At 65.6% G+C, this 12,866-nt stretch carries 5 protein-coding genes; 1 reads left to right on the top strand and 4 read right to left on the bottom strand.

Going from position 1 to position 12,866, the window contains the following annotated elements; all coding sequences use genetic code 11:
* Positions 1–33 precede the first annotated feature (33 nt).
* Positions 34–1,083, top strand: coding sequence for an IS110 family transposase (locus ACKTSN_RS21565; RefSeq protein WP_409470609.1), 1,050 nt, complete (start codon positions 34–36; stop codon positions 1,081–1,083).
* A gap of 424 nt (positions 1,084–1,507) precedes the next feature.
* On the opposite strand, the gene ACKTSN_RS21570 is transcribed toward ACKTSN_RS21565, so the two are convergent.
* The 4 genes from ACKTSN_RS21570 to pglX are packed head-to-tail and all read right to left on the bottom strand — an operon-like array spanning position 1,508 to position 12,850.
* Positions 1,508–4,318 carry a DEAD/DEAH box helicase gene (locus ACKTSN_RS21570; RefSeq protein WP_409470610.1) on the bottom strand — a complete coding sequence of 937 codons (2,811 nt, stop codon included), beginning with the start codon at positions 4,316–4,318 and terminating at the stop codon, positions 1,508–1,510.
* Positions 4,315–5,640: a BREX system ATP-binding protein BrxD gene (gene brxD, locus ACKTSN_RS21575; protein ID WP_409470611.1), complete on the bottom strand. Its 1,326-nt coding sequence runs from the start codon at positions 5,638–5,640 to the stop codon at positions 4,315–4,317. The genes ACKTSN_RS21570 and brxD overlap by 4 nt, the downstream gene beginning before the upstream one ends.
* Positions 5,637–8,564 carry a BREX-6 system phosphatase PglZ gene (gene pglZ / locus ACKTSN_RS21580; protein WP_409470612.1) on the bottom strand — a complete coding sequence of 976 codons (2,928 nt, stop codon included), beginning with the start codon at positions 8,562–8,564 and terminating at the stop codon, positions 5,637–5,639. Before pglZ ends, brxD begins: the two co-directional genes overlap by 4 nt.
* Positions 8,561–12,850 (bottom strand): BREX-6 system adenine-specific DNA-methyltransferase PglX, encoded by a 4,290-nt coding sequence (gene pglX / locus ACKTSN_RS21585; RefSeq protein ID WP_409470613.1) that lies wholly within the window; start codon positions 12,848–12,850, stop codon positions 8,561–8,563. Before pglX ends, pglZ begins: the two co-directional genes overlap by 4 nt.
* Between the last annotated feature and the right edge of the window lie 16 nt (positions 12,851–12,866).

Below are 12,866 nucleotides of genomic sequence, written 5' to 3' on the forward strand. Positions count from 1 at the left end.
CCCATGTCGTCCGACCGTGAGGAGCGCAGCCCCGTGATACTGATCGGTGTCGATCCGCACAAGTCCACTCACACCGCCACCGCCGTCGAGCCTGCCTCGAACCGGCAGATCGGCTCACTGCGGATCGAGGCGAGTCTGGCGGAGTACCGGCTGCTGCTGACCTGGGCCCGCACGTGGCCGCAGCGCACCTGGGCGGTGGAGAACGCCAACGGGCTGGGCCGGCACCTGGCACAGTGGCTCATCGCCCGTGGTGAGCGCGTCGTCGACGTTCCGGCGGCCGCGACCAGCCGGGTCCGTGAGCTCTCCCGCGGTGGTCGGCGCAAGAACGACCAGATCGATGCAGCGGCTGCCGCCACGGTGGCCTACCTGCACGGCGACAGCCGCGAAGTCGGGGCCGAGGACCACACCACGGCGTTGGCCCTCCTGGACGAGCGGCGCGTGAACCTCGCCCAGGCCCGGGTCCGCACCGTCAACCAACTTCATGCGCTGATGCGGGACCTGCTGCCAGGCGGCGCCCCGGCCCAGCTCTCCGCGGACCAGGCGGCCACGCTGTTACGGGCGGTCCGTCCCACCGGAGACGTCGAGAAGGTCCGCAAGGACCTCGCCCGCGACCTCGTCGCCGAAATCCGCACGCTGGACAAGCGACTCACCGAGAACAGCGCCCGCATGCAGGCTCTCGTGGAGGCAGCTGACAGCACGTTGATGAGTACTCCGGGCATCGGGCCGGTGATGGCAGCCCGGCTGATCGGCAGGGTCGGGCGAGCCAGCCGCTTCCCCACCGCGGCAGCGTTCGCGAACTACGCCGGTGCCGCACCCGTGGAGATCGCGAGCGCGGACAAGGCCCGCCATCGACTCTCTCGCTCCGGCGACCGTCAGCTCAACTCAGTCCTTCACACCATCGCGGTCGTCCAGATCCGGATGCCCAACTCGCCCGGACACGCCTACTACCAGCGCAAACTTTCCGAAGGCAAGACCGCGAAGGAAGCGAAGCGGTGCCTGAAACGCCGCCTGGCCGACCACGTATGGCGCGTCATGCTCGGCGACGAGCGACGAGTCAAGTCCCGCCTCACCGCAGCGGCTTGACAAACACAGAGGCACCCCGGATTCGGTAGAGATCTTGGTCTGCCCTGGATCTGATGGAGCCTGGGCGCTGGAGAATTGACAGTCCAGCAGCCTTCGGAGGCCATCATGCCCCGCAGCTATCCGCCCGAGTTCCGCCGCCGCGTCCTCGATCTGGTCGAGTCCGGCCGGAAGGTCGCCGGGCCAGCTGATACTGCGGCCGCCGCGCCTTCCGCCGAGGACCGGGAAAAACCTCGCGGGTCTCCGCCGTTCAGTTCGGGGCAGACCGCGACGCCCACAGTCCTCAAACCGCGAAGCTGCCGAGTTTCATTCAGCGCTCTTGAGGGCGCGCCACCATCTCGTCCAAAACCGCGAACACTGCAAGCACGCCCAACGATCAGGAGCGTGGTGGGCTGGGTGAAAACGCACCGCCCGTGTGATGACCGCCTCAGATTCGTCTGTGACGGCGGAACCCTCGACTCGCCTGATCAGGACCAGATCCAGCTGCAGGGCGACGAGCTGCAGAAGTTCGTGCAATTTCCTCGAAGTGCGCGTGCAAGCGAAGCAGTACTTCGGCGTCGAGAGCAGCGTAGGTCACCTGACTCTCGGTGAGAGGTCGCCGGGTCCAATCCCCGACCTGCTCCCTCTTATCGAGTTCCATGCCGAGCTCACGGGCGCAGACTTCGCGAAGGCTGTGGCCCCTGACAGCGCGGCGGAGCCGCCTCGACACGTCGCGCGTATCCAGCACGGCATCCACGGCGAACCCGTGCCGGCCGAGGACCTCACGCTCGAATGAGGCGTAGTGGATCAGCTTCGTCGTTTCAGCGCTCGAGAGCAGCTGGCCGAGAGGCTCCAGATCGGGAAGCTCTAGCGCGTCGATGAGGTAGGTGGCCTCGCGACCCGCCACCTGAATCAGGCACAGCGTGCGATTCGCGAGCGTGGTTTCGACGTCGAGACCGACAACGGGTTCGGACATCAACGCGTCGACCGCCGCCTTGAGTTGCGGCAGCGTGCGCACCCAGATCAGCGGTCGATCATTCTCTCGACGCAGAAGGGGCAGCTCCTCTAGTGCCCCCTCGAGTTGGGCGACACGCTCCGCGTCACCACGCGTCAAAGTCCGAACGCCATCGGGCAAGCGGGGTCGACTGGTTTCGACCCCCGAAAGCCATCGCCAGGCACCGCCGACATCGAGCAGGTAGCCGGCGACTACCTCACGCTCGACCCACGGCGGCATCAGCGGTTGGAACTTGCTGAGGCGGTAGCTCGGGAGCGATTCGGCGACCTCTGCCCAGAGGCGATCATTCTCCCAGAACTCGGGCTCCGCCAGCTTGGTGAGCGCGTCGAGGAAGCGGCGCCTGTCAATGTCCTCACCCCGCACCTTGATCAAGAAGTTGTCAGGGATGACCTTCCAATCTCCCGCGATGGCTTCGAGCGCGTACCGAAGAGTCGCATTGATGCGTCCTCCCGCGAAGGTCCACCAGCGAATCTCCCCATCGACGAACTCCATGCCTCCGCGCTGGGAGTTGATGATCCCGCGCATGGAAGCACGATGCTCGGCGAGTACCGCCCATGCCGCGTCGTCGAGGTATGGATAGCGCTCATCGCTCAGGAGCACCGACAGAATGCGCTGGCAGACGTCAGAGCCGAGAAACTGCGGGAGAAAGCCTCCCCACGTGGGCTGCCGTCCACGTGGAGCCGCTTCGACGACCACGCGGCGGTCGTCGTGCCGTACTTGAAGGACAGCCCACGCGCGTCCTCCGAGCAGGAAGCTACTGACTCCATCGACGAGTCGGTCGACGAAGGCTTGGTTCAACGAGCCCAGGGGCTGGCCGTCGGCGGTTTGTACCGTGTAGGTCTGCGGGCTCGAGAAGACTGCGAAAATCTCCATGAAGTTCTTGCGCCCGAAACGACGTTCCGTTTTGGGTCCGAGGACTAGCCGACCCCCTACGAGCCGCAACGCGCCATCTCGTACCATCCACTTCAACAGACGGTCGTATTCGGCCCGGTGAATGCCTTGGAAGTCTGGTACGCGCGACAGGTGTTCCCAGGCGTCGTCAGCGGCGATCCCGTCGCTCGCCAGCGCCATGGCGAGCAGCTGGTGGATGAGCACTGGCCAGCAGCGGCGCTCTACCTCGACCGCTTCGACCCAGCCGGCCTTGGCCAGCTCGACCAAGGCGATGGCCTGCAGTACGCCCTCGGTCGTCTCACAGAAAAATGTGGTGTTGGCTGCTTGCCCCGTTCGCCGCCCCGTTCGCCCCATGCGCTGCAGGAACGAACTCACGGTGTCCGGCGCTTCCGCCTGCAGGACCCTATCGAGGTCGCCGACGTCGATGCCCAGCTCCAGTGTGGAGGTGCACACGATGCAGGCGTCGCTGCCGTGGTAAAAACGCTCTTCAGCGAGTTGACGCTCCTCTCGAGACACTGCGCTGTGGTGGACGAACACGGCGGTGCCGGAGCGCCTCATGTATTCGGCGACCGCCTCCGTCGTTGAGCGGGACTGGCAGAAGAACAGGCTTTTCTGCCCCGTCGCGACGCCCGCCGCGTCGCGGGAGAGCTCTGCGAGATCTTGGCGATGGGCAACCAGGAGCTGCCGACGCCCAGGTTGCTTTGGGGGGTTGACCACGCGTCCCGGCCGATTCGATGTGCCTTGGACCCATGTGAGAATCGCCTCTGGGTTGCCCACGGTCGCGGACAGCCCCACTCGCTGGACGTCATGCTTGGAGATGCGTGCCAGGCGTTCGAGCACGCTCATCAAGTGGGCGCCCCGGTCGGAACCGGCCAACGCATGGACCTCATCGATGACCACGGTTCGTAGATCGGCGAAGAGCTTGTTCTCATCCACTCGCGGCGACACCAACATCACTTCGAGCGATTCCGGCGTCGTCATCAGGAGCTCTGCAGGCTCTCTGAGAAACTGACGGCGGGGGTGGTCGGGCGTGTCGCCATGCCACACGAAGCGCCGTAGACCGACCATCTCTGTGTATAGCCCGAGGCGGTCAGCCTGGTTGTTCAGCAGCGCCTTGATGGGCGCGATGTAGAGGGCGCCTACTCCTTCCGGCTCGTTATCGACCATTTGAGAAAGGGTCGGGAAGATCGACGCTTCCGTCTTGCCACCGGCGGTGGGTGCCAAGATGATCGCGTTGTCGCCAGCAAGCAGCGCCTCGCCCGCCTCTTCCTGCACCGGACGCAGGCTCGACCAACCGAGCCGGGAAACGATCGCCTGTTGTAGGCGCGGTGCGAAGCGGGCGAAGACACTCACCACACGTCCTCGGCCGGCACGAGCCCTTCCACCTGGTCGTCGAGGTCGACGAGCGAGGCGCCGGAGAGGACATGCTGCTCCTCAGGGCTGAGCTCCTTGGCCTGAAACCCATACTCGGACATGGGCTCGTATTCCGCATGTTCCTCGACCAGGTCGAGCTGGGTGATGAACTCACGCAGGAACTGGCGCGGCACCACGCCGACGTCACCCTTGAAGCCCGCGGTCACCTCCGCCACCAGTCTCTCCACGAAGGACGTGCTGATCTTCTGGTCGAGGCGGCCACGGTCCGATGTGGGGAACAGCTCACGGAGACGAAGGGCGACCGACCGAAGCCGATCGGCGTCGAAGGGGACGAGCTCGAGCTGGGCTTGTCTCAAGCTAGCGAAGCGGCCCTGCTTCAGGAACCTGATCCGGTCGTTGAGCGGCGCGAGGCCAGCAACGCCGTGCCGCGTGTCGAAGAACTCCGGTGTGCCCGTCAAGACCCACAACATGCCCGGATAGGAGCCTGATGCGTCGGCGATCTGCCGAATCCCATTGAGCGACTTGTGCCGTGAGTCCGAACGCATGCGGAGGATGGTCTCGGCCTCGTCGATGACGACGATGAGCCCCGCGTACCCGGCAGCCTTCACGATTTCGAGCACGCCCCGCAGGTAGTCGAGGGCATCACGGCTCCCAATGTCCCCCTTGATGCCTGCCGCCTTCTTGGCCGATGCGGCGACGTTGCCGCTGCCGCACAACCAAGAGATGAGAGCTCCTGCCTCCGCAACCTCTCCCCTCTGCTTCAGCTCGAAGATGGTCTGAATGACGCGAACGAAGTCCTGAGGCGCTTGACCGCCCGTCATGGCCGCGAGGTCTTCGTCGAGACGCTTCTGCACCTTGGCGTCGAAGGCGGGGTCCGCGTCGTCCTCTCCGGCCGCGACGAGGCTCTCTTCCACGCGGCCAATCCACCGGTCAAGTACGTCGCCCAGGGCTCCTCGTGAGCACGACGCGGTCCCTAGCTCGGTCAGCACCTTGCGATACACATCGTCGAATCGGTGGAACTTAAGATCATTATCGGAGACCACGACGAAGCTGGTCGCGAACCCCCGAGCCTGCGCATCCAGCAGCGCGAGGCGCGCCATGAACGTCTTGCCGCAACCGTAGCCGCCGCGAAGGAACTTGACAGTTCCCTCGCCACTCCTCGCCAGGTCGAGCTGTCGATGCAGCTCTCCGCGTTGCTTCTCGATGCCGACAGCGAACGCGTCGATTCCCCGCTCGGGCACCAGGCCTTTACGCAGCGACTCGAAGACGTGTTCGACGTCCTTCTGGGTCAGGGTGCTCATCCGCTTCCCTCACGTACGTATCGCTTCACTCCGGCCACGACGTCGATGCGCACACCGAAGGGGACCTTCTGAGCATATGCCTCGAACTGGAGGGCAAAGCGCCGCAGGCCACGCGGGCCGCCCAGCATCGCGGCGGCCTCGTTCTCCGTGACCGTGCCATGCGCCGCCAGGTGCTCGAACACCTGCCGGACCCCCGACTCGGGGAGCTGCTCCAGCCAGCTCCCATGGCCCGCCCCGAAGCCCGCTGCTGGTGTGGATGGTGGTGCCGCCGGCCCCCGCGTCGCCGTGACCGCGAAGCGAGCATCCGGTACGCACGGCACAACGTCCGCCACAGCGCTCGGGTGGTGGATCTCGATGAGCGCACGCGCGTCCACGGCTCCGGAGAGCCGGAAGAAGAGCTCGAAGCGTTCACCGACGGTCGCGACGACCACGCCGCCCGCGATCCGCGCCTTGCCGCGTGTCTGGCAAAGCTCGACCTGTACGCCCTCGGCGTCAGGGACCCGCAGCGCGAGCTCGATATCCTTTGGACTTCCGAAGTCCAACGACCGCTGCGCAAGGACTTCGACTTTGGCTTCGATGCAGTGCATCCCAGCCACGCCCTCGCTGGCCTCGGCTTTTATGCCGTACTGCACGCTGCTCCCGCCGGCCGCCGTGCGATGCACCACGGTCAGCACCGGGATAACGCGCTCCTGCAAACTGTTGCCGCCATGGACAAAACTCATGGACCGTCGGCCGGTATCGAAGACCGCCGTGGTCTCCGGGAACATCAAGTGCCCGTTCACTCCCTCGTAGCCGAGGTCCGCCAGCGCGACCCTGACCTCTCCCGCGTGATCCGCCGCCACTGGAGAGAAGACATGCCTTCGTTGCGGATCGATGCGACGACCGTGGGCTTGGGCGGATGCGACACTGTCCTCCAGCAAGAGGAAGCCGTGGTCGCTGGTGAAGACGAACCGACGCACGCCCGCGTCTCGAAGCAGATGCCATGCAGCACGCAGCTTCTGCATGACGTGGTCGAACACTGCGGGGCCGACACCTTTTTCGCCAGCGTTGTCGATCTCCTGGCTGTGTACGACGACCAGTCGTGCCTGCGCGACCGAGCGCTTGAGCGAGGTGCTGTCGCGGCTGACCACCTCTTCGAGGGTGAGCCATGGACATGTCCCACCGCCGACCCGGTCGTGCATGGCCCGCTTGCGCGTTTCAGGGTCAGACACACGAAACTCACCCGTCTGAAAGCCCTGAACCTTCCCGGTGTCGCTCGCCATCGAAACGTGCAGACGACCGTTCTTCTCGACGGGTGCAAGCACGTTCATGCCCACCTCGGTCACGGTGGGGAGTTCGGCAAGCCGGGGTTTGAGCAGCACAGTGGTGGCCGGGGTGCCTTCCATCTGGCGGTAGAGCTCCTCGCCCATCTCAAATCGCAGGGCGTCGACGACGAAGTATGCAGTTGTGCCGGCTTCCTGGGTCAGCGGCTTGACCACCTCATCAAAGAGCATCCGCTGTTGTTGCGAAGCACCTGCGAGGAAACCCTGTGCCTTGCAGAGCGCATTGAACTCGCGCGCCCAGGCATCGGCCCACACTCGCCAGGCGCGGCGCATCCCGTCGAGGCGCGTCCGCAGGGTCTCGAACTCGGGAAGCTGCGGGTAGAGCAAGGCCATCCGCCGTTGCTCGAGCTGCCGATGCGCTTGATCGACGGCGGCACCACGCTCGACGTAGGCGTTCACGGCGGCTTCGAGGCCACCGCCGTCGCGCGTGTCGACCCCGATTCGCTCACCCGCACGCGCGATCGTCTGGCCGAGACGGGCCGCGTCGCGGACGAGCTGCCAGGCGGACTGCCTCGTGGGATCGTCTCGAAGCCAGAACGACGTACTCGCCGACTTGAGGTCCACCCGCATGTCGGACCAGTCGGCGGCGAGGTCGTAAGCCGCGCGATCGAGGGCAGCCAGCGCCGCCTTGAGAACCTTGTCTTCCTCGAACCGGAATGTGTCGACCTTACCGAGGTCTTCGGCCCGGGCCGCATCGGCCTCATCGGCGAGCAATGCCTCGGTCTCGTCTGCCGTCCGCTGGTAGAAGCCTGGGTGGCGCTCCCGGAGATGGGCCGCCACGGCGCGGCAGGTTTCGATGACCGGGCGCGGCAGGTCGGCGACGCGCGCCAGGTGTTTACTCACCGGCGCACGCTTCAGGTCGTCCACGTACTCCACGCAGAGCGCCCAACTCGCGGCGACAAACGCCACATCTTCGGCACGCGGCCGCGAGGGCGGAAGCGTGGTATCGCGCCAGGAGCCAGGGAGGCCGACCCAGACGCCGAAGCGTTCCCAAAGCGCATCCTCGTCGTCAAGCTTGCTGATTCGTCCGGCGACGAATCCCCCCGTGAGCAGGTCGTCGAACACGGCCGTCGGTTTCATGGCCTGGAGTTGCCCCGCGATGCCCCCCTCGGCGTCATCCAGGAGTGCACTCAGCCAGGCGTCGGCCCCCGCTAGCGTCATGTCGGGCTGCGCCTTGAAGGAGGCGATCTGATCAGGGCGTACCCGTCCTGCGGCGGCCTCGGTGACGAGGGTGTCGAGCGCCTTCCGGTACCTCACGCCGGCCGCGTAAAGCTCGAAGAGCGGCGTGCTGCGCACGCTCTCCTCGGTGAAGCCCGGCAGGTGGATGACTAGCGGCACCTTCTCGGTTCCAGCAGCGACCCCGTCAAGGGCCATCATCAGCGCCAGGTGGCTGCCTCGGAAGGCGTAGACCTCGTAGGGCAGCGCACCGGCGTCACACAACGCCTGGAGGCGGTCGACAAACCCTCGGTAGTGCCCGGCCTGGTCAAGCCACACGACAACGCCTTGCCGGCGCACCCACGAGCGCAGGTCCGCCTCAAGGCTCGCGGACACAGGGCCGCCGAGCCCCACCGTCGATGGCTGGGGTGCTGCTGTCGTCGTCACGTGTCGTCGCCCTCGCTCTCCTCAGCATCGTCGTAGGCGTCCTCGTTCTCAAAAAGGTCGACGGGCGGGACGAGCGTGGCAAGGAAGTCCTTGCGCGCGCGAACCTTCTCGGGGTGCTGCGATTCGAACGCCGCGCGGGCCTCGGGCTCATCGGAGGCGAGGATGCGGAGCTCGGCGCCCTGCTTCTCAGCCAGACGCAGCTCCATCTCCCAGAGGGCCTCGGCGTGGGCCGACCAAAGACCCGTCTCGAGGATGCGCATTTCGGGTACGAGCTTTCGGCTCTTGCCACGTCCCATGCGCCGTGCGGCCTCCTTCTCAATGGTGGCAAGGGCCTTGGCCGGGTGGTCGCGCAGGAAGGCGTCGCGATGGGGGCGGTCGCCGCCGTCACCAAGGTCGCGTCCACCGAGTCGGTAGGGTGCCTCCTCGATCTTGAAGTCGGGGCCTACCTCGTCCTGGAGTCGCAGCTCCCAGCCCCAGGCGCGCTCGGGGTGATAGTGCCAGAAGCAGCCGTGGGCGACGGCAAGGCTCGGATCCTGCTGGCACTTCCGGTCTACCCGGGTCGGCCAATAGCGCATCGCCAGGTGGGACCAGTCATAGTCCTTGCGGCCCAGCGCGGTGGCGAGTTCTTTCCACCACTTCTTGGGGTCCTTCCACTGCGGGTCGAGCAGCGGCCACAGCGCGGCGGAGTTGATCATCACGCCGTCGTCGAGGCTAGGCGCGTAACGGGCGTCCTGCTCGCGCTGCAGGCACTTGTTGTCGGTCGGCGGCGCGCCCCGATCGGCGCACTGCTCGACGTCGGCGATGAAGGCTTGCAGTTCGTCTCTGGTTTTGAGCACCCGGTCGTACTGCCGCTCGGCGGCGCGGGAAGCCTTCTTGTCGGCGCCGTCGCGGGCGGAGCGCAGATCGGAGAGCTCTCCGTCGAGGCGGGCGAGCGTCGGCACGAGGTGGTCGGCAAGCAGCACCCGCAGGGTTTGCTCGTTCATTCGGTGAATGTTTACCCAGGCGACGAAGGTCTTGTCTGACGAGGAGAGCGGCCAGTGGATGGGCCGGTTCTCATACATGCCCTTGTGGACGTCCTTGAAGAAGTCGAGGGCCAGCCAATCGCGCAAGCCTCGCTTCGTGCCGATGGCCAGGCCGTACTCGCTCCAAGCGGCGTGCAAGGGCGCTGCGGCGGGGTGACCGAGGCTGTCGCGGCGGTCCTCGGCGTCAAGGGTCCTGTCGAGGAAGAGGACGCCGTGCGGCAGGGCCTGGGAAACGTCGGCGATGGTCGGGTCTAGCACCCCCTTCCCCTCGGGATCAAAGCGCCCGAGGGCCACGCCCAAGGCGAAGCTCAAGTGGTCGGCGGGAAACTCACTGTCGAGCTGTTCGATGTAATCGGGGAGCAGCTCGCCTTCAGGACGGTCCACGGCAGTCTGGGCCCAATCCTGGGCGTGGCGCCAGGGCGAGGGACCGGGGTATTTGAACTCGACGGAGGGCTCGCGGTGGGACTCGTGGGTGGCGAATGCTGCCTCGACCTGCGCGAAGATGGCGCCAGCGTCGTCCACGGGGAATAGAGGAAGTCGATTCACATCCCCCACAAGGAAATCCATTCCTGGGTTGAGTGACGAAAGTACGGATCGCGCGAGTGATGAATTCAAAAGGCAGACGGTTGAAGCGAGATTTTGCTCACCTGGAAAAACGGACGCACCCTTATGTCCAAAGATCGAGCGGTAGCGATGGGCTCTTGCGGTGAACCCGCTACCGATGAGTGAAAATGCGACACCTTTCTCGAAGTAGTGAACTTCATTCTTGACTGTCCGAGAGTATGACCCGTACAGCTCCTCATTGAAGATCTTCACTTCCATGCCGAAGCGCGAGAAGCGCACTATATCCCTAGCGTCTTCAAGCCACGCCCGCCCTTCTGCTCCCTTGATGTATAGAGCCCAAGTCGCACGAGGGCAGGGGTTCAAGGCACCCATCCCAAGATAGAGGTGAGATGGCAACGCTTCCCACGCCAGACGAAGAAATCGGGTATTGTTTTGTGTGGACATCCCATTCCGCACTGGTGCAGCGTCAGCCAGCTTCGCGAGACTTGCATACTTCCTTATAAAGCTGCGTTCCCACCAATAAACCAGTGGCCAATCTGGTACGTCCTTCAGTGCAACCGGGTCGAAGACATGGCGACCTTCGTGGCAGAGCGTGGCGGCGCGCTTGCGCTGGGTTCGCTCAGCATCTCGCGACTTGTCCTCTCGCGACGTCGGACAGAGTGCCTTCGATTCCTTGGTCGACATGGCCCGCGCAAACGCTGCCACGGCGACACTTACGACCTCGTCCGGCACGCCCTCAAATGCTCCGCGGTCGAAGTCGCCGAGTGCCCGCAACCCATGCGTCCCCAACAGATGCTTTCGCAAGCCCGCGTACTGCTGAATGAACATCCAGTTCCGCATCGTGAGCATCGCCGACACGCCCCCATCGCGCGCTAGCTCCAGACCACGCAGCAGGAACGCCGCGTAGAGGTTTGCCTTGCCGAGCGGGTATGTCTTCTCGATGTACTTTGTATCCGCCATCTTGCTCGTGCCTTGGTATGGCGGGTTCGCCACCACCAGGTCGTAGACCCCTTGACGCATAAGCCGCACGAAACGCACACCTGCCGCGAGCTGCTCGCCACGCAGCCGCAGACCAAGGTCATCGCCTCCTGTGTGCTTCGCTAGAAAGCCCTCGAGCAGGTCGAGGAGAGTGGCCTTGGCCTCGTCGCGACCGATGGCGACGCGCTCGGGCTGAGGATTGAAGCCGGTGAACAGGTCACCCTGCTCGGCGACTGCCCGTCCAAGCATCGCCTCGTGCCGCGCCAAGGCTTCATCCACCGCCGTGTCCACTTTGAGCAGGCTGCCCAGGTGGTCGGCGCCGCGCAGGGCGTGGATCAGCGTGTCGGTCAGTCCGCCTGGGGTACCGGTTTCGCGCTCCACCTCACGTCGCAGCTCGATGAGCGCTGGGTCGTCGTCAGGCAGGCTTGCGAGGCGCAGGTTCGACGCCACCAGGTTCAGCCGCTCGGGCCGGGCGTCAGGTGCGACCTGCTGGGCCTTCAGCCACAGCGCGGAGGCAGCGATCTGCACCGCCCGCGGGTCCAGGTCGATGCCGTGCAAATTGTGGGCCAAGATGCGTTCGACGATGGCCGGGTCGGACCAGCGCTCCCCGCCGGCCTCGCCCCGATGCCGGGCTTCCTCTCGGTAGAGGGCCACCAGCAGGTCGAGCGCCACGACCAGAAAGTGCCCTGAGCCGACCGCAGGGTCGAGCAGCTTCAGCTCGCGCACGGTCTCGGGCGCCTGCGCAACGGCGTCCTCGGGAACCGGCTGCGGTACGTAGTAGGCCCAGCGGCGTTCAGCGTCGGTATGGAGCGGCATCAGGTCGGTGAGCGCGACCTCGCGCGACGCGCGCTTGGCCCGCCACTCGGACCTCCGCTCTTCCAGGCGGTCGAGCGTGCCGTCGGCCTGAACATCGGGCGTCCACCCGTGCTTCTGGCACATGGCCAGCCACATCGGCCCGAGGCTGTTCTGGAGCAGCCAGTCCACCATGTAGCGTTCGGTGAACATCTGCGTTTTGCTCGCGATCTCGTGCGGTTCAACCTTGCCGCCGCCGTTGAGTTTGTCGTCGAGCGCCTCGCGTTCGGGGTCGTTCCAGTACTGGTAGACCCAGCCGAGGGTCATGTCATCGGTCCAGCATGTCTCGAGCACCTCGGTATTGAGGGCGTCGATGACATATCGGAGCGTCGCCGCCGGGATCGGAACGAGGTCGGCCACCCCTGCTGGCCCGTAGAGACCGGGCAGCTCGGTGGCGAGATCCTCGAAAGTCAGGCGCAACAGAAAGGCGTAGCCCTCGGTCTCATCGCCGCGCACGAGCTCCGGCGCGAGCTGCCGGTAATCCTTGTAGGCACGACTTTCCCAGCCTCCGGTCACCACGGCGGGCGCGCGAAGCGGTTCGCCCGAGGGCCCTGGCGCTTCCATGAGCCGCAGCATCACTAGCCGGTTCAGCAGTGTGTAGGCGGCCTGCTTTTCGGCCTCGCGGCGGAAGTCATCCGCGGATCGGTCTCCCTTGGCCTTGGCGGCGCCCTGTGCTCGCAGCTGCTCGGCTACCCACGCCTCCAGGCGGCCTCGCCGGGTGCGCGCAGCCTCGTCCAGCCCGGCCTCGCGGGCGTGCACCGAGAGCCGGTAGGCCGTCTCGGTGGCGGCGTGGAGATCCTCGAGCAAGCGAGCACGCAGGGACCGGATGGTTGTCGAGAGCGCGCGCTTGGCGCCAGAAGTCATGGGCATGGTCGTCATCCTCCGG

It is taken from the genome of Streptomyces flavusporus (assembly GCF_046267975.1).
In the GTDB taxonomy this organism is placed as follows: Bacteria; Actinomycetota; Actinomycetes; order Streptomycetales; family Streptomycetaceae; genus Streptomyces; species Streptomyces flavusporus.

Bases quoted from the DNA above. Each gene is read 5' to 3' on its own strand.
- brxD (WP_409470611.1), bottom strand. From the start codon at position 5,640: ATGAGCACCCTGACCCAGAAGGACGTCGAACACGTCTTCGAGTCGCTG.
- pglX (WP_409470613.1), bottom strand. From the start codon at position 12,850: ATGCCCATGACTTCTGGCGCCAAGCGCGCGCTCTCGACAACCATCCGG.